The sequence below is a fragment of the Rossellomorea sedimentorum genome (assembly GCF_046237645.1).
GTDB lineage: Bacteria > Bacillota > Bacilli > Bacillales > Bacillaceae_B > Rossellomorea > Rossellomorea sedimentorum.
Genome location: NZ_CP143546.1, coordinates 3,595,846 through 3,621,453 on the forward strand (window position 1 = coordinate 3,595,846; position 25,608 = coordinate 3,621,453).

The 25,608-nt window shown below is 43.4% G+C and carries 24 protein-coding genes, 1 tRNA gene and 1 other RNA gene; 4 read left to right on the forward strand and 22 right to left on the reverse strand.

Annotated features, from left to right (window positions below; genetic code table 11):
• Positions 1-23: 23 nt before the first annotated feature.
• The 4 genes from copZ to V1502_RS17735 all read right to left on the reverse strand — a co-directional run bounded on the left by copZ (position 24) and on the right by V1502_RS17735 (position 2,979).
• Positions 24-230: a copper chaperone CopZ gene (gene copZ, locus V1502_RS17720; RefSeq protein ID WP_409251920.1), complete on the reverse strand. Its 207-nt coding sequence runs from the start codon at positions 228-230 to the stop codon at positions 24-26.
• 13 nt (positions 231-243) lie between these two features.
• The gene (locus V1502_RS17725; RefSeq protein ID WP_409251921.1) at positions 244-582 is read right to left on the reverse strand and encodes a metal-sensitive transcriptional regulator; all 339 of its coding nucleotides are present in this window, start codon (positions 580-582) and stop codon (positions 244-246) included.
• 475 nt (positions 583-1,057) lie between these two features.
• Entirely contained in the window at positions 1,058-1,957 is a 900-nt protein-coding gene (locus V1502_RS17730; RefSeq protein ID WP_409251922.1) for a TIGR03943 family putative permease subunit, read from the reverse strand.
• A 14-nt stretch (positions 1,958-1,971) separates the two neighbouring features.
• Entirely contained in the window at positions 1,972-2,979 is a 1,008-nt protein-coding gene (locus tag V1502_RS17735; RefSeq protein WP_409251923.1) for a permease, read from the reverse strand.
• Between the two features lie 155 nt (positions 2,980-3,134).
• On the opposite strand from V1502_RS17735, the gene V1502_RS17740 reads away from it, so the two are divergent.
• Together V1502_RS17740 and V1502_RS17745 are read left to right on the forward strand one after the other, a co-directional pair.
• Positions 3,135-3,208 (forward strand) — tRNA-Arg (locus V1502_RS17740).
• Between the two features lie 195 nt (positions 3,209-3,403).
• Positions 3,404-4,384 (forward strand): hypothetical protein, encoded by a 981-nt coding sequence (locus tag V1502_RS17745; protein ID WP_409251924.1) that lies wholly within the window; start codon positions 3,404-3,406, stop codon positions 4,382-4,384.
• A gap of 217 nt (positions 4,385-4,601) precedes the next feature.
• On the opposite strand, the gene V1502_RS17750 is transcribed toward V1502_RS17745, so the two are convergent.
• Entirely contained in the window at positions 4,602-4,745 is a 144-nt protein-coding gene (locus V1502_RS17750; RefSeq protein WP_409251925.1) for a hypothetical protein, read from the reverse strand.
• A 411-nt stretch (positions 4,746-5,156) separates the two neighbouring features.
• Here V1502_RS17750 and V1502_RS17755 point away from each other — a divergent pair, with 411 nt between their 5' ends.
• Positions 5,157-6,359, forward strand: coding sequence for an MFS transporter (locus tag V1502_RS17755; protein WP_409251926.1), 1,203 nt, complete (start codon positions 5,157-5,159; stop codon positions 6,357-6,359).
• A 100-nt stretch (positions 6,360-6,459) separates the two neighbouring features.
• Here V1502_RS17755 and V1502_RS17760 read toward each other — a convergent pair whose 3' ends face one another.
• The 12 genes from V1502_RS17760 to secG all read right to left on the reverse strand — a co-directional run bounded on the left by V1502_RS17760 (position 6,460) and on the right by secG (position 17,766).
• Positions 6,460-8,142: an acyl-CoA dehydrogenase family protein gene (locus V1502_RS17760; RefSeq protein WP_409251927.1), complete on the reverse strand. Its 1,683-nt coding sequence runs from the start codon at positions 8,140-8,142 to the stop codon at positions 6,460-6,462.
• Complete coding sequence (locus V1502_RS17765; protein WP_409251928.1) at positions 8,139-8,552, reverse strand: MerR family transcriptional regulator; 414 nt, start codon at positions 8,550-8,552, stop codon at positions 8,139-8,141. The genes V1502_RS17760 and V1502_RS17765 overlap by 4 nt, the downstream gene beginning before the upstream one ends.
• 338 nt (positions 8,553-8,890) lie before the next feature.
• Complete coding sequence (locus tag V1502_RS17770) at positions 8,891-9,031, reverse strand: hypothetical protein (protein WP_409251929.1); 141 nt, start codon at positions 9,029-9,031, stop codon at positions 8,891-8,893.
• A gap of 135 nt (positions 9,032-9,166) precedes the next feature.
• Positions 9,167-9,520 (reverse strand): hypothetical protein, encoded by a 354-nt coding sequence (locus tag V1502_RS17775; protein WP_409251930.1) that lies wholly within the window; start codon positions 9,518-9,520, stop codon positions 9,167-9,169.
• 99 nt (positions 9,521-9,619) lie between these two features.
• On the reverse strand, positions 9,620-9,931 hold the full coding sequence (locus V1502_RS17780; protein WP_409251931.1) for an MGMT family protein: 312 nt from the start codon (positions 9,929-9,931) through the stop codon (positions 9,620-9,622).
• 12 nt (positions 9,932-9,943) lie between these two features.
• The gene (locus V1502_RS17785) at positions 9,944-11,011 is read right to left on the reverse strand and encodes a phosphatidylglycerol lysyltransferase domain-containing protein (RefSeq protein WP_409251932.1); all 1,068 of its coding nucleotides are present in this window, start codon (positions 11,009-11,011) and stop codon (positions 9,944-9,946) included.
• Positions 11,012-11,271: 260 nt separating this feature from the next.
• Entirely contained in the window at positions 11,272-12,582 is a 1,311-nt protein-coding gene (locus V1502_RS17790; RefSeq protein ID WP_409251933.1) for an APC family permease, read from the reverse strand.
• 427 nt (positions 12,583-13,009) lie between these two features.
• Positions 13,010-13,372, reverse strand: a transfer-messenger RNA (tmRNA) gene (gene ssrA / locus V1502_RS17795).
• A gap of 181 nt (positions 13,373-13,553) precedes the next feature.
• A complete protein-coding gene (gene smpB / locus V1502_RS17800) occupies positions 13,554-14,027 on the reverse strand; it encodes an SsrA-binding protein SmpB (RefSeq protein ID WP_409251934.1) in 474 nt (157 codons plus the stop codon).
• 127 nt (positions 14,028-14,154) lie between these two features.
• Entirely contained in the window at positions 14,155-16,494 is a 2,340-nt protein-coding gene (gene rnr, locus V1502_RS17805; protein WP_409251935.1) for a ribonuclease R, read from the reverse strand.
• A gap of 23 nt (positions 16,495-16,517) precedes the next feature.
• Positions 16,518-17,264: an alpha/beta hydrolase gene (locus tag V1502_RS17810; protein ID WP_409251936.1), complete on the reverse strand. Its 747-nt coding sequence runs from the start codon at positions 17,262-17,264 to the stop codon at positions 16,518-16,520.
• Between the two features lie 268 nt (positions 17,265-17,532).
• Positions 17,533-17,766 (reverse strand): preprotein translocase subunit SecG, encoded by a 234-nt coding sequence (secG, locus tag V1502_RS17815; RefSeq protein WP_409251937.1) that lies wholly within the window; start codon positions 17,764-17,766, stop codon positions 17,533-17,535.
• Positions 17,767-18,120: 354 nt separating this feature from the next.
• Between secG and fni the strand changes: the two genes are divergently transcribed.
• A complete protein-coding gene (fni, locus tag V1502_RS17820) occupies positions 18,121-19,167 on the forward strand; it encodes a type 2 isopentenyl-diphosphate Delta-isomerase (RefSeq protein ID WP_409251938.1) in 1,047 nt (348 codons plus the stop codon).
• 303 nt (positions 19,168-19,470) lie between these two features.
• Here the strand turns inward: fni and eno are convergent, their stop codons facing one another.
• The 5 genes from eno to gap form a co-directional block, all read right to left on the reverse strand.
• Positions 19,471-20,763 carry a phosphopyruvate hydratase gene (eno, locus tag V1502_RS17825; RefSeq protein WP_409251939.1) on the reverse strand — a complete coding sequence of 431 codons (1,293 nt, stop codon included), beginning with the start codon at positions 20,761-20,763 and terminating at the stop codon, positions 19,471-19,473.
• Positions 20,764-20,900: 137 nt separating this feature from the next.
• Complete coding sequence (gpmI, locus tag V1502_RS17830; protein ID WP_409251940.1) at positions 20,901-22,436, reverse strand: 2,3-bisphosphoglycerate-independent phosphoglycerate mutase; 1,536 nt, start codon at positions 22,434-22,436, stop codon at positions 20,901-20,903.
• A complete protein-coding gene (gene tpiA / locus V1502_RS17835) occupies positions 22,429-23,190 on the reverse strand; it encodes a triose-phosphate isomerase (protein ID WP_409251941.1) in 762 nt (253 codons plus the stop codon). The genes gpmI and tpiA overlap by 8 nt, the downstream gene beginning before the upstream one ends.
• A 16-nt stretch (positions 23,191-23,206) precedes the next feature.
• Complete coding sequence (locus V1502_RS17840) at positions 23,207-24,391, reverse strand: phosphoglycerate kinase (protein WP_409251942.1); 1,185 nt, start codon at positions 24,389-24,391, stop codon at positions 23,207-23,209.
• A gap of 185 nt (positions 24,392-24,576) precedes the next feature.
• Positions 24,577-25,584, reverse strand: coding sequence for a type I glyceraldehyde-3-phosphate dehydrogenase (gene gap, locus V1502_RS17845; RefSeq protein WP_409251943.1), 1,008 nt, complete (start codon positions 25,582-25,584; stop codon positions 24,577-24,579).
• Positions 25,585-25,608 lie beyond the last annotated feature (24 nt).

Below are 25,608 nucleotides of genomic sequence, written 5' to 3' on the forward strand. Positions count from 1 at the left end.
CCACTTCCGGCACGTTTCAAAAATTATTGAACGTCATACCCTTGATCGTCTATCGTTTCTTTAATGGTATCCAACGTCACTTTGCTTTCATCATAGGATACATCGACTTTTCCTGCATCCAAGTTAACTTTTACGGACTGAACTCCATTCAGTTCCCCAACACTTCCTTCAACTGCTTTAACGCAGTGACCACAAGACATTCCAGTAACATTTAGTGTAACGTTTTCCATGCTTAACATCTCCTTATTTTTTCATTAATTTTTGTATAGTGACAAGCACTTCGTCCAATACTTCTGTATCGCCTTCCTGTATTCTTTCAAGAACACATGATTTCATATGTCCTTCTAGCAGGATTTTGGCAACGCTGTTCATGGCAGACTGTGTAGCCGATATCTGGGTAATGACATCATCACAGTACGTATCATTTTCAATCAGCCTTTTGATTCCGCGGATCTGTCCTTCTATCCGATTCAGCCTGGTGACCAGATTACTTTTCACTTTATCTGGATGATGGCTTTTTCTGTCTTCATCTGATGAGCAACATGAATCGATTTCAACCAGTTCTTCCGGGTTCGATACCATTGCGCCACCTCCCTCACCGCTATCTTACTATACCCCCCTACAGTATGTAAAGCATTTGAGTCATTAACTTTTCGACATTTCTCTTACAACATTTACTTAAACACTTAATAGTATGTGCATTAATTTATTTACCCGATGCACTACTAATAAAACAATTTCTGAATCCTTTCCACTCCTCCCAGCCTAATTGACGATTATCAGGAATCCCCTTGGTGATTTCTACCTATAAATCCTAGCGGAGTTTGGCTCTGTTGGAGTTGGAGTTGAGTCAACAATAGATGTTTTATAATTCTAGGAAAACGTAAAGAAGAGATGATTTAAGAATTACTGATTCCTGTTTTTAAATTAGCGCATGCTCTTCAAATAGCTCTATATCTGCAGAAAACAGAGGAGGCCTTTGAAATTATTTAAATACCTCAAATAAAGCTCTGAAAAAAATAACACCGGCGATTCCTCTCCACCGATGCTACTTATACTACTCTATTTTTATATAGAATTCTTCCACATAAGGATTTTCGGGAGCCTCAATCACTTCAAAGACGGGATTGGTAATGACAGGCATCATGTAGCCATTGAAGTCGACCTTGTTGACGATTCCACTGACATTCACCCAGGTGTCAGGTTCAAGTGATGCCAGCTGATTGTCTTCGGTCAAAAGTCCGTAGACGCCCGCATCTGCCACACAGCAAGTGACAGTGAAGCGTGATATGACTGCCTGATTTTCGACAAAGCTTTCATCTTTATAAATAAAGCCTGTTAACTGAATTTCCTTTCCGATAAACACGTCAAGGTTTTCGTCTATGATACTGAGTGTTTGAATGAATTGTTCATCTCTCACATAGATTTTTTCCTTGGAAGAAACAATTTCCTTTAATTTATCGAAATCCTTTTCAACCGGAAACTCTTCATAATTTCCAAGGTGAACTTCTGGTTCTGCCTTTTCTTGTATAGGGTTTGCTTCTTCGTTGACTGCTGCCTTTTTTCCTGTTGACGGGGGGGCTGTATACATACCGCTGCCCATATTCACTCCTCTTTTGGAGGCGACGGAACTGTCCAGCAGGTTATCCGGAAGCAGGAAGCCCAAAATAACAGGAATGACGAACAAGCTGTACACCAAGGCTGACTTTAAGAAACCACGAGGAAGTTCATGCCCCTCACAGCCGCAAGAAGTACTGTGCTTGGCGGATGATGTCCCTCTAATAATTTGAACAACACCCAGAAAGATAAAAACGCCTAAAGCAAAATACATATATCCATGCATCTTTTCGGCAACAAAATTGACCATATCAAAGGTAAGAAATAGTTTCAGAATCAGCAGAGCATAGCCAATCAAGATGATTCCCCGCAGATATGTGTGAAATTGAACCGTCCTCAAGGTTGACACCTCTCTTATCCTATTAGAATTTGAAACAGTAGTGTACAGACATATACAACAAGGGTGACCACACCTATAAACAGCAGGACGAAGCGTTTCTTGAAATATGCCAGCATCAGCAGGGTATTTTTAAAATCAATCATTGGTCCATAAACCAGAAAAGCAAGAAGAGACCCCGAAGTGAAAATCGAACCAAAAGAGGAAGCAACGAAGGCGTCTGCTTCTGAACATAGGGACACGACATATGCAAAAGACATCATGACTGCCGGTCCAATAATGTCATTGGAACCGATGGTATGCAAAATCTCCCTATCCAAGAAAGTTTGAAATGCAGCCGCTATAAGAGCACCGATAATTAGAAATTTCCCCATATCAAAAAACTCATCGCTTGCATGTACAATTGTTTCCATCAATCTATTAGACCCATGATGGTGGTGATGTTGGTGGTGTCCTTCCTCCTTCTCCATACGCAATGAATCTTTTTTTCCATACAGCCTGTAGAGGAGAGCACCTATAATCAATGCCGCAATTAGAGCAATTCCCATTCGTCCCGCCACGATTGTCAGGTTGTTTTGAAAAGCATAGTATGTAGAAGCCAGTACGATCGGATTGAGAATAGGTGCCGTCACCATAATGACGATAGCCAAGTGGGTTGGGATTCCTTTCTTAATCAATCTTCTCGCCACTGGCACAATTGCACATTCACATATTGGCAGAAGGGCCCCGACAAATGCTGCCGGCAAAAGCGCTAGATACGGATACCGCTTCGGGACAAGTTTTTGAAGCATATTTTCTGACACAAATACCTGGATGACGGCAGAGGCAAAAACACCAATCAATATGAAAGGGACGGCCTCAAGCAGGATACTTAGAAAAATGGTCGTCATATTGGCAAAGCTGGAGTTCAGCATAATATCCGGAAGGAATTGGGTCAGCCTTTCACCGGCCAAAAACAGACCAATAAATAGGATAAAAAGCAAAACTCCGACAAGGTCCCGGCTCCAAGACCACATTGTACTCATGGTGTCCCTCCTGTTAATCGTAATCATTTCGCTTTAATTATAGCCTATGTTTGTCCTGTAAATCTATGACTTTTTAAAATTCCTCCTTTAAGCATATCTAAATGAAATCCTATCAATTGACCTTGAGGCCGAAACCATTTATAATTATATCCTGTGTCCCAGTAGCTCAGCTGGATAGAGCAACAGCCTCCTAAGCTGTAGGTCGCAAGTTCAAATCTTGCCTGGGACGTAAAAAAGAGTGCGAACCCTTTATCTCATAAGGTTTTGCGCTCTTTTTATGTTTTGACAAGGTATAAAGACCTAAAACAACCAACTTTGCGACTCCAACCACAAACACATCAAATTTTTCAGGTAATATGAACCATTATTATATTCCCAATTTCATCTTTCCGAATTATAATAAACTTAGGAAGGAGATGAAATAATGCAAGTAAGTAATAGTAAATCTGTTACACCCTATGACTATTACCAGAAACAACAAACAGCGTACACCAGAAATAGCAACGGAAACTACACCAACGACAACCCACAACAAAATTCCAGCACTATTTCCTCTAATGAAAGATACTCCGTTAATGAAAAAGACGATGCAAGCGGCAAGCAATCCTATTCCTCACCTTCGACTTCTACATCACAAGATTGGAAAACGATGAAAGACCTTTTGGAAGCCCATTACTCCATCGGCAATCCAGGCATGGGTAACTTTCAAAATTTTAAAGAGAACATACAAGGCTTAGTCAAAAAATTTGTTTCCTATAAGGTTGATAAGTACCAGCAGTCATGGGAATCAAAGCTGCACCAATTTAAATTGGAAATCAGTAAAGAGGCCTATGACAAGTACAAGAGCTCCTCTTCTGCCAAAACAGCATCAAGCGATAGCATTTCACCGGTAAGCGGTACATATGGAAAGGCAGCAGCCAATTCCTCATCAAGTACAGGAACGCAAGATACCGAAATGGGCACGGGTTCAAATAATGAAACAAATTCTGATACAAGTTCAGGATCTGTTAACAGTTCATCTGAGACAGGATCGGGGACAGGCGAAACAGCAGGCGGCAATGCGAATGATTCCGGTTCTTCAACCGATTCAGAGAATACCTCCAGTGGCAGCGGTGATTCTACAGGTACGGAAACTTCTGGCGCAACCGACGACTCCGGGACTTCTACAGGGACAGACTCCTCGGGTGCCACTGGCAGCTCTTCCGACTCTGGATCTACCTCGGATACAGGGACTTCGGGCGGTTCTTCTGATTCCGGATCTTCTTCGGATACTGGCACCTCGGGCGGCTCTTCCGACTCTGGGTCTTCTTCGGATACTGGAACCTCGGGTGGCTCTTCCGGTTCCGGGTCTGCTGGAACCGGTGGAACAGAGATCATTGGCGGGTTGTTGGGCAAAAGAAAATAACTCCCACTCTTATTTTGACCCATCACATGGTATTCGGTGCTGTCTGCGTTATGCAGGCAGCATTTTCTGTTTTGAAGGAGTATGGCTGTTATTGGCAGAGCATGATAATGCACTAAAAAAAGAGTGTGGATTCCAGGTTGTTTCAAGAATCTCACACTCATCTTTTTTTAAATTCATCATTACGAACTGCCACTGCCAAATTCCTTCCGTGTCTTTATTATCTTCTAATACGACCGACTCTTTTCATAACAGGGATGCTGTAACAATCATCGCATACGCCCCCATTGTCTCTGAATTCTATCTCATCCAAAATCTCTTTCCTGCATTTAGAGCAAATCCATTTCTTTGTAACCTGCTCCATCCTATCACCTCCATAATATGACAATTCGACATCTTTCAATTGAATCCTGCATGAACGGCTGTAATTTGTCCTCTTATCCGTCATTCTCAGAGGCTCTTTTCGGAAACTTTGTTGCTATTTAATACAAACTTTAAAAAATATCTACTTAATTAACCAGAAATAGCCTGATAAACAAGGGAGAAAAGAGCTAATTCACCTTGTTCAGAGAAAAAAGCCCTTGTCTCCAAGGGAAAAATCCGGCTCTTTGGATTTTTCCGAGAGCAACAATATATACGAAAACTGCGTTCTCAGGAGACAGAGCCACTCTAAAACCTCTTCCATAATTTATATAAGAAAAAAGGTACCGAACACTTGGCAGCTGTAGTATATTTAGAAAGGCGAAATATATTTCAATTATGCGAGGTTTATTATATGTGGAAAAATAAAAATGTATGGATCATTTTAATGGGGGAGTTTGTTGCCGGTCTCGGATTATGGCTTGGGATTATCGGAAACCTTGAATTCATGCAGGAAAAGGTTCCTTCCGACTTTTTAAAATCATTGATCTTAGCCGTCGGCTTGTTGGCCGGTCTTCTCCTGGGTCCCTTGGCCGGCAGAGTGACGGACCAGGCTGATAAGAAAAAAGTCATGCTTGTCTCCGGATTCGGGCGGGCGGTCTCCGTGCTGTTCATGTTTGCCGCGATTTACACAGGTTCCGTTATGTGGATGGTCGTCTTCATGATCTGCATTCAAGTATCAGCGGCATTCTACTTTCCTGCTTTGCAGGCGGCGATTCCAATGGTTGTGAAAGAAAAAGAATTGCTTCAGCTAAACGGTGTGCATATGAATGTGGCGACCCTTTCCAGGATACTTGGAACGGCTTTGGCAGGTGTCCTTTTGGTCGTCATGTCATTAACCATGCTGTATTTCCTTTCCCTTGTTGCCTATTTGACGCTGTTTTTCCTGACGTTTTTACTACAGCTGGATGAGCCTGATGAAGGGACGATCCAAAAAGGAAAAGCCAAGTCGGGTGGTTTCAAGGACGTTTTCCCTGTGATCAAGGGGCTTCCGATTGTCATGATGACGCTGATTATGACACTTATTCCTATGTTATTTCTTGGCGGCTTCAACCTGCTGGTCATCAATATCAGTGAACTTCAGGACAGCTCGGCCATCAAGGGATGGATTTATACGGCTGAGGGGATTGCCTTTATGCTTGGGGCTTTCTTCGTAAAACAAATCAGCGGGGGGAGGTCTCCTTATCTAATACTTTTCCTATTCTCATTTGTCATGGGAATTGCACAAATGATGTTGTTCTTTGCTGATCACACCGTATTGGCTGTATCTGCCTTTGCCATTTTCGGATTTGCTGTCGGGTGCTTTTTCCCAACTGCAGCTACGATTTTTCAAACACGTGTCCCGAAAGAATTTCACGGGAGGTTTTTCTCGTTCCGAAACATGCTGGACAGACTAATCTTCCAAATCGTGCTGCTTATGACTGGGCTGTTCCTCGACCTTATGGGATTACAGCACATGACACTTATGTTTGGAATCATTTCCATTTCGGCAACCGCTCTTTTCTACTGGAAGTATAATCAGTTAAAAGAGACCGTGCTTGCTGAGAAAGCAGGTTAATAAAAACAAGCAATTGCTTTGATAAGAAAATCTTGAAATGAGCAATCAGATTCCTCCATATATTCAATACCCCACACCATGTTACCGGTGTGGGGTTGTTTTATTTCACTGAAGTCAGCTGCTGGCCGCAGATCACGTTAAAATAGGTGACAGCCTTCATCTCTTTATCCAGAAGATGCGGGGTCCATGTTTTTTCAATAAAAATCTCTGCTTTCGCCCGCTCTCTTTCACCACCCTCTGACGCTTCTTTTAAGCTGATCCAGCTCTCATAGATGGCTGTCATCCGGTCACCGATCTTTTTTGCATGGAAGGTTTGTACGTTTTCAGCTGAAGCGGCGACATACTCTGTCAGTTCTTCCAGCTCATTCAGTCCTTCAATGACAGGTCTTTTTAGGGAATCTAAAGACGCGGACACACTGTTCAGCTTCTTCCTCATTTCCTCAATGAACAGCTTGTGCGCATTATGCCTGCTCATCAACCGCAGGATTTCAAGGCCCAGAATATTGGCTGTGCCTTCCCAAACCGTCAGGACCTGGGCATCTCTTAAAAGCCTTGGGAGGACAAAATCTTCTATGAATCCGTTTCCGCCATGCATTTCAATCGCCTCATGCGAGAAATGAATAGCCTGTTCTGCCGTTTCTTTTTTTAACAGAGCAATGAGGAGCCTGTTTAATACTATTTCTTTTTCCGACACAGGGTGTTGATGGGACATCACTTTATCAAACAGTTCAACAAGAGAGAAGACGGCACTCGTTTCGATTTCCTGTTTGACAGCTAAATGTGTCAACGTTTCTTTCACCATAGGGTATTCCGCAAGTTTCTTTCCGAATGCCTCCCTGTGAAAAGCATAATTCCTCGCTTCCATATAGGCCCGCCTCATGATGCCGATCGAGGCAATGGCGTTGCAGACTCTCGAAAGGTTGAGCGCCTCCATCATATAATGAATGCCCCTTGAAGGTTCTCCTACGAGAAATGCTTCTGCCCCATCAAATTCGACCTCAGCGGATGGAACGGCCCGGACACCCAGTTTGTCTTTCAGTCTTCTAATTTTAATGCCGTTCAACTTGCCATTCTCTTTCCTCCACGGAACAGCAAACAAACTAAGCCCCTTTGTACCTGTTTTCGCCCCTTCCATCCTGCCGAGAACCATCGTGACTCCGCACATCCCTGAATTGGAAGCAAAGTATTTCTCTCCATAAAGACGATAGGATTCACCGGTCTTAACCGCTTTGGTATCATTGGCTCCTACGTCCGAGCCTCCCTGCCGCTCCGTCAAGAAAGTGGCTCCTTCATAGAGTTCAACCTCTCCAGTGGAAAGGACATGAGGAAGAAAACGGTCTTTGACTTCATCACTGGCGTAGTGCTTCAGGAGATAAGCCGTAGCCATTGTCAGGGTGACTGGACAGTAGAAGCCTGGTTCTGACTGTGAGAGCAGATACCCCTGCGCATAAGAATATAGATAATTTCCTTTCCGTCCAAGTTCAGGTATCTCTTTATGGATATAGCCGACAATCCCTTTATTATACGTATCTTTAACCGTTTGTTTGTACCCTTCATTCACCCAGATTTCTGAAATTTCCTCCCCGAAACGGTCATATTTAATCAACCGCGGCTGGCCTTCCCGGTCAGTATGGACAGCACGTTCGTCAATCTCCCCGGCACACATCCGCCCGAATTCTATCAGCTCATTGTGCGCCCATTCCCTCATTTCTTTATCCAAGGAACTGTTCAGAAGGTTGATAAAATGAGGATCTTCCAAGTAAAAGTTTTTAATTTTTTTCATCGAATTACCTCGCTTTTATTTTCTTCTCTCTCCATATGCTCAAGTCTTCTTGCAAAATCATCACGAAGATTTTCTAAATCCTGTTTCATCGTTTCAAGCTCTTTAATCCGGTCGCTCACTTCCTCAATCTTCTGATTGCCATACTCGATAGTTCTCTCCAGCTGTGCTTTACCGCTGCGATCGCGGTCAAAGAGGTGGATCATTTCCTTGATCTCTTCTAACGAAAACCCGAACCGTTTTCCCCGGACAATCAATTTAAGGCGGGCATATTCTTTTTTGGAATACACTCTTCTGCTATTGTCACTCCGGCCAGGATTCAAGAGATCCAGTTCTTCATAATATCTGATGGTTCTCGTTGTCAAACCAAATTCTTCTGCAAGCTGTGATATCGTATAGTTCATTGAGATCATCCTGTTTCTGAATTTTTTGATAATTATATTTTATCATTAACGTTAACGTAAACTTCAATATGTTTTTTCAAAGTATTCACCGATATCTTTTTTATTTTGAAGCCCAAAAAACCATCCAGCTGCTCTTCTGGATGGTTTTTTGGCCTATTTACGACAGCACCTGCATATTAGCGGACACCTGACATTCTTTTTTTAAAGTGCTTTTCTAATACTTTGTCGCTTTTTAATAGTAAGTCCCAAATATATGGGCAGAATCCACAAAAATTATCATAGTCAGCTAAAAAGAAAAGAAGCTATTCACCCTCGGCAAGGAATAAAATTATTTCCAGTAACAATCTCTACTTTTCATCATCATGATCAAGGATTTGATATTTACTTTCATCAAAATTCTCCAGATCCATCTTGGACTTTCGCATAAACAATAACACTATGATCAAAGCAGGAACCGCTAAAATGACATACCCAAACACTATGTTCAAGAAGCCCTCCATTATCATCTTCCTTTCATAAATACTTGTCTCCATTATAACGGTTTATGCACCAATCCAAAAACCATTGAACCATAAGGAAGAAGTACTTATGGCGGAACGTTACAACCATTTCTTTTCGCTGGCTTACCAGAACGATTTTGTTACAATGAAACCTGTAACAATAACAGTGGCAGCTCCAAGCACCACCAGGATTGATCCTTTTGATGTTTGCTTTGAAAGCATAGCACCCTCAATAATCAGGCCTGCCCCAATCAGAATGAAGGCAATCACTCTCAGTGTAATCGACTGAAACGCAAAGGAAACATAGACGAGCAGTCCACCCAAAGGAATTAACCCTGCTATGAGAACCAATGGATTTTTCAGTTCAGTCTTTAGCTCCTCTTTTTCCCCGGAGGATAATTTCTTAATCTGCTTCCCTACTAATACAGCCCCAATAATGACAAGTAACGTAACACCAACTGACCAGACAGTATTCATTCCTGCTCCTCAATTCATTAATAAGTTTTTGATTTATTTTAGCATATTTATCCATTTAGTAATATAAAAAAAAGACACTTTCTTTTAGTAAGAAAATGTCTAACCATCGGGATCCCACCGGTATTTTTTCAGATTGATCTCCCCATGAAGACCGACTTCTACGCCTTCCATTTCTAGATTCAGCCTCTGTTCCTGGATGGCTTCCTCTTCCTGGAGAGCGATCTGCCCCCTGGCATTGATCACACGGTGCCAGGGTAGTTGGTGTTTACGGCTCATGGAATGAAGAATTCTCACCACTTGGCGGGCGGCACGGGGACTCCCGGCCAATCCTGCAATCTGTCCATACGTCATCACACGTCCGGGAGGAATGCTTTTAATAATTTCTACTACATTTTCAGTGAAAGGTGTCAAAAGAAAAACTCCTTATCGTCTCTCCGGAAGGAACTTTACACGCGGCTTGCCGTTGATCAGCAGAAAGAGCTGGACGAATGCAATGGGTAGAGTCGTTTTCTTGTAGGCCAGATACTTTGGCTCCCAGCTGGTTGAAAACTTATCTTTAAACTCCTTTAATCCACGGAAGTTATACAAAGAATTTCCATAGAGATAGGCGAGCCTGATGATTTTTTCGCTGGTAAGGGAATGACTGGAGTTTCCGACATTGGAAAGCGGCGACATTCCCAGGCTGCAGGACTGATAGCCTTGTGTCTTTGCCCAGTTGAAAATATGGATGAACAATACAGCCATTGTTCCCGGAGGGCTGTCCGAAACCCTTCTCATCAAATCGATGCTGATGCTGCCTTTATAATTGGGGGCAAGTGTTGAAAAGGCGATAAGCTTGCCTTCAGCATCCCACAAAACAGCTATCGGAAACCTGGAGACATAATCTTCCCGGAAAGATGCAACCGAGAATTCCTTTTCTTTCTGATTTCCAAGCCATGAATTTGATACATGGGTAATTTTCCTAAGCAATTCGTGATCAAATGGGGGATGAACTACTTCGAATGTGAAGCCATTCTTTTCAAAATTATTCATCCTGTTTCGGAGATTCGAGTTGTGTTTACCCGACAAAGTAAACCTTTCAAGGTCCACCAGCCCTTCCTCCCCAAGCTTGATGAATCTGTAACCTGATTCATGATAATGAGACATATACCTCGAACTGATCTGATAGAAGACGGGTTTTAACCCTTTATTTTGGCTATATTCACAGAATTCCTTAATCGAATCCTTTATATTTTCTTTATTGCCAATGGGATCTCCCAGTACAATCAATTTGTTTGCAATCTGTCTATATACGATAAAAACCGATTGGTCCTTCGTCCAGAAAACTTCTTTATCTTTTAAAAAGGCTAAGTGCGTTAAATGATTTCCGCCTTCTTCTTTCAATATCTGAATCATTTGCTCAAAGTGACCCTCTAAGGGGCATGAAGGAAAGTCCATATGTTTCTTAAAGGACGTTGGGTCAAAAGATTCTATTTGATTAATATCCAACATGTAATTGCCTCCTATAGAATTACCATATAAATCATACCATATGGAGGACTTTAAAAAAGGAGTATTTTTTAACAAATATCTTTTGCTGGAAAAAAGACGTGCGCTTTTACCCGATGCCAGCTTTTGTTTTAGGTTTGGCATTAAGTGGTTGAATGTTTCCTGGAAGGAGCAGCCCTCTTGAATATTATTAAGATAAATAACATCAACAAAACTAGCGAAGGAGGAATCCTTCGCTAGTTTCATATCGTATAAGGGATTTTTTAACCCTCCGACTTGTTAGCTATCTTCTTTAAAAAGAGTTTTTCTCCTAAAAAGGTTACAACTATTAACACTAATGAGACAAAAACAACCAAAAGGTCAGTTTTGATTTTCACCATAAGAAAGGCAGCAAGAACTATTCCATCAAATATGAGAGCTCCCATAACGATTACTGGATTTGCATTTACCTTTTTTCTAAGATGTTTAAAGACTCCCCAGTGTATCATCATATCCATTATGAGATAGAGAATAGCCCCCATGGAAGCAATCCTTGACAAATCAAAAGAAACTGTCAACACTAATGCGAATACAACCGTATATACAAGTGTATGCTTTTGAATGGTTCCCGGCATGCCAAAGTGTTTATGAGGGATAAGTTTCATTTCGCTAAGCATAGCCAACATCCGGGAGACTGCAAAAACGGATGCAATGATCCCTGAAATGGTGGCAATAATAGCAATGATTACCGTAACCCAAACCCCTGCATCACCAAACGCTGGTCTTGCAGCTTCGGCCAGTGCATAGTCTTTTGCCTTAATAATTTCAGTTATCGATAGATTGGTGAATACAGCCCAGGACAATAACACATATACGGCCAGACTTATAGAGATGGATATCGCAATGGCTCTTCCAACATTTTTCTTTGGCTTTGTTATTTCTGCACCGCTGTTAGTGATCGTGGTAAACCCTTTAAAAGCCAGGATCGTTAAAGCTACAGCAGCAATATAGTTTTCCATAGGTATTTGCGGAGAAGGACCACCTTCAGACTCTACAGGAGCAAACATAGAGTCGGCAACCCAAATTCCAGCTACGGATATGGTCGTTAACCCAACTATTTTCAATAAAGAGGCTATTGAAGTGAAGCTTTGAATAAATTTGTTTCCCGAAATATTCACCAGGAAGGAGAAAATTAACAATCCTACACCCAAAAGCGCTACAATCCAGTCAGCCTGCCTTCCCCCAAACAGCTGTAGTGTATAGGTTCCGAACGTTCTGGCTACAAGACTTTGGTTAATAACCATCGAAAAGGCCATCAGAAGAGCTGCAGACGCAGTAATTGTTCCTTTTCCATAAGCTTTCATTAGAAACATTCCTATACCGCCCGCTGATGGGAACTGCTGACTCATTTTCACATAGGAATAGGCACTGAAACCTGTAACAATTGCACCCACCACGAATATAACAGGAAACCAAGTTCCGGCTAACTCAGCCACTTGGCCGAGCAGTGCAAATATACCTGCACTGATCATTACTCCGGTCCCCAATCCAACTGCCCCGGTAAGGGAAATACTTTGTTCCTTATATTCAGTCATACTTAACCTCCTTGAACAAAAATGATTTCGATAAATGACGACTACTTGTAAATACCCTGACCGCCAAGACATTATTCAAAGAAAATAAATTCGTCGTTTGTCTTTCTATATATCCCACCTTGAAGCCTGGATGATATGCTCTAGTTCACCGGAACATAAAATACCTTCGATTTTTCATAAAATCGAAGGCATTAGTTAGTACTAACCTAATTCCCGAATCCTTCTGCCTCATTCACCGGTACATTTGTTCTATATTCGCCGCATACTCCATGAAAGGCAGTGTTTAACATCGGATATAACTGTTATTAGCAACAGGGCAATTAACGATAAAAAGCACCTGGAGATTTTCATCTGCAGGTGCTTAAAAGTGATATGAACTTACATCAGTAGACTTTTATCTCAAATAAAAAACCACCAAATATGTATTTGGTGGAGACGGAGGGAGTCGAACCCTCGTCCAGACATATCGCCACTTAAGCATCTACGAGCGTAGTCGATATATTCGCGAGTTCGCTGCTACTTCTGCCTATCGACGGGCGTCCGTGCAGCTAGCCTGATTAATCTCTTCCTTCATCCTCAGACGGTGGAATCCGGCGTAGCCCACTAAGAGTGAGTCCCTTACCCTACCACATGGGCGATGGAGGGAGGAACCGCTAAGCTAGCTTACGCTGCTAAAGCGAAGTTGTTGTTAGATTTGCCAGTTATTATTGGCGTTGACGTTTTATCGTGGACGATCCCCACGGCTCGCAACTCAAGCTCGAACTATCCCTGTCGAATCCGTAACGTCCCCATGATAGAATGGTTAATTTTGCTATTCGCAAAACAACCTTAAAGGGAAGAACGGGCAGAATAAGTTAAGCTCAGTCACTTATTCAGTTGTCCTTAATGCCGCGTGATTACCTCGCGACAACTATTATTATAACAAATCTGCCGTGATTTGCAATGAATAGGCTTATGGTAAATTACGTTAATCAGTAATTACCTTTCTGCCTTTGTGCAAGTTCGCGCTGTATGGTCCGGTTTGCATCTTTACGTTTCAAGTCTTCACGCTTATCGAATTTCTTTTTACCTTTTGCAAGACCAATCAAAAGCTTGGCGACTCCATTTTTAATATACAGCTTCAACGGCACGAGAGAATACCCTGCTTCTTTTGTTTCACCAATCAGTTTGGCAATTTGTTTCTTGTGCAGCAGCAGCTTACGAGTTCTGAGCGGCTCGTGATTGTAACGGTTCCCCTGTTCATAAGGACTGATATGCATATTGTGGACAAATACCTCACCTTGCTGGATTCTTGCAAAAGAGTCTTTCAGGTTTACACGTCCGGCCCTGATTGCCTTGATTTCCGTTCCTTGCAGGACGAGCCCGGCTTCGTACGTTTCTTCGATGGTAAAATCATGTCTCGCTTTTTTGTTCTGTGCGATTAACTTTCCTTCACCCTTTGGCATTACGGTTCCCCCTCTTTCTTTACCGATGGCGGTTTGTTCTTTATATCCGCCCGTTTTACATTAGTATAGTTCATTATACTAGTTTAAAGCAAAGGAGAAAAGAGAGCCTCTTTTCTCCTTCATTTGCTTATTTACGCTTTTTAGGTTTTCTTTTGCTTCTAGGCGCATTATCGAATTTCTTGCTGCCTTTTTTCTTCTTATTCTTTGGCGGACGAGTCGACCATTCACCTGATTCTTTTTTGTTATCTTTCGGTGCGCCTTTCCCGTCCTTTTGTTTGGTTCTTACAACTGTCGGTCTGGGTCTCTCTTCACGCGGTCTTTGGTTGTTCTTCATTCCGACAATTTCAAAGTCAATCGCCCGTTCGTCTTTATTGACGTTCACTACACGGATGGTGATTTCGTCACCGATACGGAATACGTTTGCTGTCCGTTCGCCAATCATCGCCATTGATCTTTCGTCAAAGCGGTAGTAGTCATCCGTCATGTAGCTGACATGAACAAGGCCTTCGATTGTGTTGGAAAGTTCGACGAACATACCGAAATTCGTAACAGAAGAGATGATTCCTTCATATTCTTCTCCAACTTTATCAAGCATGTACTCTGCTTTCTTCAGTTCATCTGTTTCACGTTCAGCATCCACTGCACGTCTCTCTCGGCTTGATGTATGCTCAGCGATTTCATCCATCTGGGCCGCCCATTTAGCCCTTGTGCTTTCATCCAGTTTGCCTTCTATCAGGTATGTCCTGATGAGGCGATGAACGATCAAGTCAGGATAACGGCGGATCGGGGATGTGAAATGTGTATAGTATTGTGTGGAAAGACCAAAGTGACCAAGGCTTTCCGCATAGTATTTCGCCTGCTGCATGGAACGGAGCATGACCGTGGAAACAACCATTTCTTCCGGTTTCCCTTCAACCGCTTCAATGATTTCCTGCAATGCACGCGGATGAACAGAGTTGGCTGTTCCTCTGACGAATAATCCAAAGTTTGTGATGAACTCGAAGAATTTTTGCAGTTTCTCTTCTTTTGGATCTTCGTGAATACGATAAATGAATGGGACATCCATCCAGTGAAAATGCTCTGCTACTGTTTCATTCGCTACGAGCATGAATTCCTCAATGAGGCGCTCCGCTACGGAACGTGTTCTCAGCACAACATCCGTCGGCTTGCCTTCCTCATCCACGAGGACCTTTGATTCTTTAAAATCAAAGTCAATGGCTCCGCGGTTCATACGCTTTTCTCTCAGAATTTTCGCAAGCTCTTCCATTTTTTCAAACATTGGCACGATCGGCTCGTAATGTTCGCGAAGTTTCTCATCTTTATCCACAAGAATCTTATTCACATCTGAGTAAGTCATCCGTTCAGTCGTCTTGATGACACTCTGGAAGATTTCATGCTTCACGACTTCACCTTGAGCATTGATTTCCATCTCACACCCAAGAGTCAGGCGGTCCACTTTCGGATTCAGTGAACAGATCCCGTTAGATAGACGGTGGGGGATCATCGGAATGACCCGGTCTACCAAATAAACCGACGTTCCTCTCTCAAACGCTTCCTGATCGATTGGAGAATTTTCCTCCACATAATAGCTGACATCCGCAATATAAACACCAAGCTTGTAGTTACCGTTATCCAGTTGTTTAACGGTTACTGCATCATCAAGGTCCTTGGCATCTGCGCCGTCAATCGTGACAATTGTTTCGCCGCGCAAGTCCCTGCGGTTCTCAAGTTCGGACGGATCAATTTCATCAGGGACGCTGTTTGCCTGCTCCATCACTTCATCCGGGAACTCCACCGTGATTCCATGCTTGTGGATAACGGAAAGGATATCAACACCGGGATCATTTTTATGGCCCAGGATATCAATGACTTCTCCTTCCGCACTTTTGCGGCCTTCTGGGTAGGACGTCAGTTTGACGACGACTTTATGTCCTTCAACCGCTCCCATGTTCGCTGACTTCGGGATAAAAATATCACTAGAGAACTTTTTATCATCAGGGATGACAAAACCGAAATGCTTGCTTTCAGTATAGGTTCCGACTACCTGTGAAACTCCTCTTTCCAAGATGCGCACGATTGACCCTTCCCTGCGGCTTCCGGAAGATTCAGAGGATACTCGTGCAAGGACGATATCCCCGTTCATCGCATTATTCGTTTCATTCGGGGGAATAAAAATGTCATCTAACCCCGGCTCATCCGGAAGGACGAATGCAAATCCTTTTGCATGCCCTGACAGTTTACCGCGGACAAGGTTCATTTTCTCCGGCAAACCATAGCGGTTGCTGCGCGTGCGGACCACAAGTCCCTTTTCCTCCATTGTGACAAGAGCTTTCACAAACTCTTTAAAATTGGAAGAACCCTCGATTCCAAAAGCCTCTTCCAGCTCTTGTACTGTCAGTGGCTTATAAGCTTCATCTTTCATATAAGAAAGGAGCTTGTCTATTTTTTCGCGAATAGAATCATCCATTTTCATACCTCCTAAATCGTTATTTATACAGTCCAATCCAAGCCTTCGAGGAATGCATGCACATCTTCGTGCAGTTGCTCTTTTTCTTTGTCGAGCGTGATGACATGGCCGGATTCTTCATACCATTTAATCTCTTTATTATCTGATTCGACGGCGTTATAAATAATATTGGCCGAATCTGTATTTATCATGTGGTCATTCCGCGCTTGTACCACAAACGTCGGGCTGTAAATCATATCTACGTTGTCCCGTACATCCGCTATCAATTCCTGAAGTGCTTTCAGTGTATTCATCGGAGTTTTCTTGAACTCTTCTATTTCTTCTTCAATCGTGGCCGGGTCTTTTCCTTCAAACTTCTTGAATTCCCTGGCGTACTCCACAACACCTTTGTACATGACTTCTTCACTCTTTATGTACATTGGCGCACACATCGGTACAATACCCTTTACAGGTACAGTGTAACCTAATTTCAGTGAAAATACCCCTCCGAGCGACAGACCGGCCACGGCGATTTCCTCATACCCTTTTTCCTTAAGATGGTTATATCCGTCCATGACATCCTTCCACCAGTCTTCGGGCCCTGTATGGACAAGTTCCTCCGGTGGGACACCGTGCCCTTTATAGTGAGGAGCATGCGAAGAATAGCCTTTTTTCTCCAAGAAACGGCCGAGCATGCGGACATCGGCAGAATTTCCGGTAAACCCGTGAAGAAGCAATACAGCACGGGGGCCGGCTTCAAATGTAAATGGTTTTGGCAAAACAGTTTTCATGGTTCTGACTCCTTTTGAAAATATATTCAGTGATAGCATCTTACTGCTATATGTAAATGGCGGAACTTATAAGAAACTGCATGTTGGTATGCGTTCTGTAGCGTATATCACTTTATTGTTTATTAATCAAACGTTTGATTAACAATAACCTACCCTTTATTGTAAGCAAATACAGGCAAAACAATCCAGTAATGAAACCTGTTATGTATATTTTTTCTCGTTTTACAACAATAAAAAACCCGGCCTGTTTGGACCGGGTTTCTGTTGATTAAAAACCGAAGTATGTTACAGCAAGTGTCAAAATGAAAAATAATACGGAAAGTACAATAGTAATGCGGTGCAGCACTAAATCGAGTCCGCGCGCTTTCTGTTTTCCGAATAGCTGCTCTGCACCACCTGAGATGGCACCTGATAGTCCTGCACTTTTACCTGATTGCAATAGTACAACTACGATAAGAGCAATTGAAACAATGATAAGTAAAGTGATTAATAATGTATGCACGAGTCCCACCTCCTGAAACGAACGTTAAGCAATATTTTTAATTTTATCATACCCTGCAGATAGTCACAACAAGGTTTTGAATTTTTTGGAGATGCGGAATAGAAATGTGTTGCATTCGACGAAACGCAGGTAATTTATAACTGATTTCAGTTGAATACGTCTATAGCATGGTTCATTTTTTATTTCCTGTTGAAAAAACCATAGAGAGTGATGGCACAAGGATTAATTCTGGCCCAAGATGGGTAGGATGGATTAAAGTTGTTTAGTCGTTAATTGCCAATATCTCTTTACAGATGTACAATCGCTTTCGATTTTCGGACCCATTCTGCAGCAGCAACAGAGGGAGGGATTAGCTTGACCGACAAAGAAAAGCCCAGTATCACAGAGAGAAGAAAAACGGAGCATATTGATATTTGCTTAACGAAAGAAGTGGAATCAGATGTAATGACCACCGGTTTTGAATTGTTCAGGTTCGAGCATAATGCCCTTCCTGAGATTGATTTTCGAGAGGTTGATCTCAGCACGCGCCTTTTTGATAAGCAACTGAAAACACCGTTTCTGATCAGTTCGATGACAGGTGGAACAGAGACGGCGGCTAAAATCAACGAGACTCTTGCTAAAATAGCGGAAAATCGAGGATGGGCGATGGGAGTCGGTTCGATGAGGACAGCCATTGAAAAGGAACAGACTGCCTATACTTATGATGTACGCAAACACGCTCCGACCACCCCTATCCTTGCAAACATCGGGGCGGTACAGTTCAATTACGGATATGGAATCGAACAATGCCGGCGTGCTGTTGATCTCATAGAAGCGGATGCACTCATTCTTCATCTCAACAGCCTGCAGGAAGCTTTTCAGCCTGAAGGTGACACGAACTTTAAAGGCTTGTTGCCTAAAATTGAAGAGGTGGCAAAATCTCTTCCGGTTCCTGTCGGAGTAAAAGAAGTAGGAATGGGAATCAGCTGCGCTACCGCTCGCCGGTTGTATGACGCAGGGGTTTCTTTCATCGATGTGGCCGGCGCAGGGGGCACATCCTGGATCCAGGTCGAAGCGTACCGATCAAAAGATCCGCTAAGGGCAAAAGCTGCGGAATCCTTCCGTGATTGGGGCATTCCAACTTCTGAAAGTTTGTTGCAAATTAGAAGAGACAACCCGGACGTGGCATTATTTGCGAGCGGAGGTATGAAAAATGGAGTGGAGGCAGCAAAAGCGATTGCGTTAGGGGCAGATATGGCCGGATTTGGCAGGTCACTACTCCCATATGCAGCGGCGGCTGATGAAGAAGCGCTGGATGGGCAGTTTCAGCGGATTGAATTTGAACTGCGGGCAGCTATGTTCGGGATTGGTGTCCCCTCAATTCAGCAGTTGAAAGGTACAGATTCTTTGAGGCGGATTTAGTTCAATAGTGAAGTTGATATTAAAGGAGGCCGGATCCAATTGTGATTCCGGCCTTTTTTTGTTTAGGCAGGGTGCTGGGTGGCGGCTGATGGAGGCTACTGGGGAGTGTACTATCAACCGGTTTTGTTGTTCTATCAGCCGGTTTGAAGGGGCTATCAATCAGTTTTTGAATCTATCAACCGCTATTCCTGTTCCATCAGCCACTTTTGCTGCTCTATCGACCAATCGACATATTTTCACATCCCGCGGATCCAATCAAACAAAAAAAATCCGCCCACAAAGTGGACGGATCTCAAATCAAGATTACTTCTTGATGTTATAGAACGTTTTCGCTCCAAGGTATTGTGCAGTGTGGGCCAATTGGTCTTCAATACGAAGCAATTGGTTGTATTTCGCCACACGGTCTGTACGTGAAGGAGCACCTGTTTTGATTTGGCCTGCGTTTGTCGCAACAGCGATGTCAGCGATTGTGCTGTCTTCAGTTTCACCAGAACGGTGAGAGATAACCGCTGTGTAGCCAGCGCGCTTAGCCATTTCGATTGCGTCGAATGTTTCAGTCAATGTACCGATTTGGTTAACCTTGATCAGGATAGAGTTTCCTACACCTTGCTCGATACCTTGAGAAAGTTTGTTTGTGTTTGTAACGAATAAATCGTCACCTACAAGCTGTACTCTGTTACCGATGCGCTCAGTCAATAGCTTGTGGCCATCCCAGTCGTTTTCATCAAGACCATCTTCGATTGAAACGATTGGATACTTGTTGCACATTTCTTCGTACCAATCAACCATTTCTGCAGAAGTACGGACAACGCCTTCACCAGAAAGATGATACTTGCCATCTTCTTTGTTGTAGATTTCAGAAGCAGCAACGTCCATGGCAAGAAGTACTTCTTCGCCTGGCTTATAACCAGCTTTTTCGATCGCTTCGATGATTGTAGATAAAGCTTCTTCATTTGATTTCAGGTTAGGAGCGAATCCACCTTCGTCACCAACAGCTGTGTTGTAGCCTTTGGATTTAAGAACGCTCTTAAGGCTGTGGAAGATTTCCGCACCCATGCGAAGACCTTCTTTGAAAGTAGGAGCACCAACAGGCATTACCATGAATTCCTGGATGTCAACGTTGTTATCAGCGTGCTCTCCTCCGTTAACGATGTTCATCATTGGAACTGGAAGCTGCTTCGCGTTGAAACCTCCAAGGTATTGGTAAAGTTCAACTCCGAAGAAGTCAGCAGCTGCGCGTGCAACAGCCATGGATACACCAAGGATTGCGTTAGCGCCTAGTTTACCTTTGTTTTCAGTTCCGTCCAGCTGCATCATCGCTGTGTCGATTGCAACTTGATCTGTTACATCCATACCGATGATTTCTTCAGCGATTTCGTTGTTTACGTTTTCTACTGCTTTTTGAACACCTTTGCCCAGGTAGCGGCTTTTGTCGCCGTCACGAAGTTCAACTGCTTCGTATTCACCTGTAGAAGCACCTGATGGTACCAAAGCGCGTCCGAAAGCACCTGATTGTGTGTAAACTTCAACTTCAATTGTAGGATTTCCGCGGGAATCCAATACTTCGCGAGCATATACGTCTGTAATAAATGGCATGTAAATTCTCTCCTTTAAAATGGGTTAATTTATGGCAAGTATTTTGCAGATTGACGCTTCCTGCACCTCTTTCCGGAGTCGGGAAAAGAACGAGCTGTTCCCGTTAAAGAGTGCGTTCCGCTTGCAATCAACAATTCTTATTTCTTAATCAACGTCTCCCCAGTCATTTCAACTGGTTTTTCCAAATTCAGCAGGTCAAGCATAGTCGGTGCAAGGTCTCCGAGTATTCCATCTTCTCGTAGTGACATACCTTCTTTGGTGACGATGACAGGTACAGGGTTGGTTGTATGTGCTGTCATTGGATTGCCTTCAAGTGTGACCACTTCATCAGCATTTCCATGATCGGCGGTTATTATTGCTGTTCCGCCTTTTTCTGTAATGAGATCAACAATCTTACCCAGGCATTCATCCACGGTTTCAATCGCTTTGATGGTCGGTTCCAGCATTCCGGAGTGTCCGACCATATCCGGATTGGCAAAGTTTAAGATGATGGCATCCTGTCTGTCATTTTTGATTTCTTCCAGTAGTGCATCCGTGACCTCATATGCACTCATTTCCGGTTTAAGGTCATAGGTGGCTACATCCGGTGAGTTGATGAGAATCCTTGTTTCACCTGGGAATTCATCTTCACGTCCGCCGCTCATAAAGAACGTCACGTGAGGATATTTTTCCGTTTCGGCAATGCGCAGCTGCTTCAAGTTGTTTTGTGAAAGGACTTCACCGATCGTGTTGTCCAGATTCGTCGGCTTGAATGCCACATAACCGTCAACCGTTTCACTAAAGTGTGTCAGGCACACAAAGTAAAGGTTTTTCGGATGCTTCGGTCCTCTTTCGAAAGAACGGAAGTCATCGTTTGTAAACGTATTTGAGATCTGGATGGCGCGGTCGGGCCTGAAGTTATAGAAAATGACAGCATCTTCTTCTTCAATCGTAGCAACCGGCTCACCGTTCTCTTTTTTAATGACAGAAGGCAGAACGAACTCATCGAAGATTCCATTATTGTAAGAATCCACAACGACCTCCAACGGATTGGAGTATTCAGGGCCTTCTCCATAAACCATGGCACGGTACGCTTTTTCAACACGATCCCAGCGCTTGTCACGGTCCATTGAATAGTAACGTCCTGAAATGGTTGCAAATTCCCCTACACCGAGTTCACGCATAACCTCTTGAGTTTGCAAGATATATGTTTCGGCTGTTTTAGGGCCAACATCACGGCCATCGAGGAAACCATGAACATACACTTTCTCAAGACCTTCTGCTGCCGCCATTCTAAGCAGCGCAAACAAGTGCTCGATATGGCTGTGGACACCGCCGTCAGAAAGCAAACCGAAGATATGAAGAGCTTTGTTTTTGCTCTTGGCATGTTCAATCGCATTCACAAAAGTCTCGTTTTTCTCAAATTCGCCCTCACGGATAGAAACGTTTACCCGTGTCAAACTTTGGTATACCACACGTCCTGCACCGATATTAAGATGACCGACTTCAGAGTTCCCCATCTGTCCTTCAGGAAGGCCAACCGCTTCACCGCTTGCTTTCAAAGTGCTGTGAGGAAACTGGTTCCAGTAACGGTCGAAGTTCGGTTTCTTTGCTTGTGTAACCGCATTTCCTTTGTCCTCTTCACGACATGCAAATCCATCTAAGATGATAAGAGCAACAGGAGACTTACTCATTAGAACCTGCCTCCAATAGCTGCAAGAATGATTGCGGCTCCAGGCTGGCTCCTCCTACAAGTGCACCATCGATATCAGATTGTGCCATGTACTCACCGATGTTGTTTGGTTTTACGCTTCCACCATATTGGATACGAAGGGCTTCTGCAGCTTCTTGAGAGAATTGTTCAGCCACTGTCTGGCGGATATGGGAGCAAACTTCATTCGCATCTTCAGAAGTTGAAGATTTTCCTGTACCGATTGCCCAGATTGGCTCATAAGCGATGACAGTTGCTTTCACTTGGTCTTCCGTCAGGCCTTCAAGTGCTTTCTTCACTTGGTCACCGACAATTTGTTTTGTTTGGTCCGCTTCACGCTGTTCCAATGTCTCCCCGACACATACAATTGGAGTCAGGTTGTAATTGAACGCTGCATGCGTCTTCTTATTGACAGACTCATCTGTTTCATTGAACATTTCACGGCGTTCGGAATGTCCAAGAATCACGTATTTCACACCAAGGTCCTTAAGGGCCGCAGGGCTGATTTCACCCGTGAAGGCACCATTTTCTTCAAAGTGCATGTTTTGCGCACCGATTTCTACCTGATAGCCTTCTGTGATTTCCACAAGTCTTTCTAAGAATAGAGCTGGTGCACAGATCACAGATTCCACTTTTTCAGAAGAAGGGACCAGTCCGTTAACATCCTCAGCAAATTTTTTAGCTTCAGACATCGTTTTATTCATTTTCCAGTTTCCTGCAATAATTGGTTTACGCATACTTCTCATCCTTTCCTTACTTGTCGTTAAGTGCTGATACCCCAGGAAGCTCTTTTCCTTCCATGAACTCGAGGGAAGCACCGCCGCCAGTAGAAATATGACTCATCTTATCGGCTAGGTCGAATTTTTCAACCGCTGCGGCTGAATCTCCACCGCCAATGACAGAATATGTATCTGCAGCATCGGCTAAAGCCTGTGCAACGGCCTTTGTGCCATTCGCAAACTTTTCAATTTCAAATACGCCCATTGGTCCATTCCAAATGACAAGACGAGAATCTTTAATCACGCTCTCATACTGTTCGCGTGTCTTAGGACCGATGTCCAACGCTTCCCAGTCAGCAGGAATTTCTTCAATCGCCACGACTTTTGTGTTGGCATCATTAGAGAAGTCGTCAGCTACGACCACATCAACCGGCATATAGAATTTGACGCCTTTGTCTTCTGCTTTTTTCATGAATTGTTTAGCCAGATCGATTTTATCTTCTTCAAGCAGGGATTTTCCGACCTCATGGCCCTGTGCTTTAACAAACGTATAAGCAAGTCCTCCGCCGATGATCAGGTTATCCACTTTTTCTAAAAGATTATCAATAACACCAATTTTATCTTTAACCTTCGCTCCACCGATGATGGCTGTAAAAGGTCGTTCCGGTGTTGTCAAGGCCTTGCCCAGCACTTCCAATTCTTTTTCAAGAAGGAATCCTGCAGCTGCCGGAAGGTGTTCTGCCACTCCTGCTGTCGATGCATGTGCTCTGTGAGCAGCTCCGAATGCATCATTGACATAAACGTCGGCAAGTGCAGCAAATTCTTTCGCTAACTCTGGATCATTTTTTGTTTCTCCAGCATAGAAGCGAACATTTTCAAGAAGCAGCACGTCGCCTTCGCTCATTTTTTCAATCTCAGCTTTGACATTATCTCCGTATGCTTCATCAGTTTTTGCCACATCTTTTCCAAGCAGTTCGGAAAGGCGCTTTGCGACAGGAGTCAATCTCAATTCTTCCACAACCTGGCCTTTTGGACGTCCCAGGTGGCTGGCAAGAATGACTTTCGCTCCCTGTTCAGATAGGTATTGGATCGTCGGCAGTGCGGCTTTGATACGCGTTTCATCTGTCACGTTGCCTTCACTCATAGGCACGTTGAAGTCTACACGGCAGAAAACACGCTTGCCTTTCAAGTCGATATCCTTGATTGTTTGTTTGTTCATTTCAAAAGGCCTCCTTCTGGATAGTCGGGCAAGAAGCCCGTTATTTATAAAAAGAAGAGCGGGGAATCCTCCCCGCTCCCCTTCATCCCATTTCATTATAGATGCTGGGACATAATTTATCCAACAAAACCATCAAAATTATGTCACATTACATCATTTAGGATATCACATTTAATTTTAATATCTTAAAGACCTTTAGAAGCGATGTAGCTGACAAGGTCTACAACACGGTTGGAATATCCGCTCTCGTTATCGTACCAAGAGATGACTTTAACCATGTTGCCTTCCATAACCATTGTAGAAAGTGCATCGATTGTAGAAGAATCAGGGTTGCCGTTGTAGTCAGTTGATACAAGCGGCTCTTCGCTGTAACCAAGGATGCCTTTAAGGTCGCCTTCAGCAGCTTCTTTAAGAGCATTGTTTACTTCATCAACTGTAACTTCCTGGCCAAGCTCAGCAACAAGGTCAACTAGAGAAACGTTTGGAGTAGGAACACGCATAGCTCCACCGTTCAGCTTGCCTTCAAGTTCTGGAAGAACAAGAGATACCGCTTTTGCTGCACCAGTCGTTGTAGGAATGATATTTTCAGCAGCTGCACGCGCACGACGGTAGTCTTTGTGCGGCAGGTCAAGGATCTGCTGGTCATTTGTGTAAGAGTGGATTGTTGTCATCATTCCGCGCTTGATACCGAACTTGTCATTCAATACTTTCGCGAAAGGAGCAAGACAGTTTGTTGTACAAGAAGCGTTAGAAATAACGTCGTGGCTTGCTGCATCATACTTGTCTTCGTTAACACCCATTACGATTGTGATGTCCTCATCTGAAGCCGGAGCAGAGATGATGACTTTTTTAGCGCCTGCTTCGATGTGTTTTGCAGCGTCTGCGCGTTTTGTGAAACGGCCAGTAGATTCTACTACTACATCCACACCAAGATCTCCCCAACCAAGTTGAGCAGGGTCGCGTTCAGCCAATACTTTTACTTTAGTATCGCCGACTACAAGATAATCACCGTCAACGCTCACTTCTTGATCAAGCTTGCCGTGTACAGTGTCATATTGTAAAAGGTGAGAAAGCATGTTAGCATCTGTCAAATCGTTAACTGCCACTACCTCGATATTATCGTTTTTTAATGCCGCGCGGAAAACATTACGTCCAATACGTCCAAATCCGTTGATTCCAATTTTTACTGTCATGAAAAAGTCCTCCTTTAAATGGTT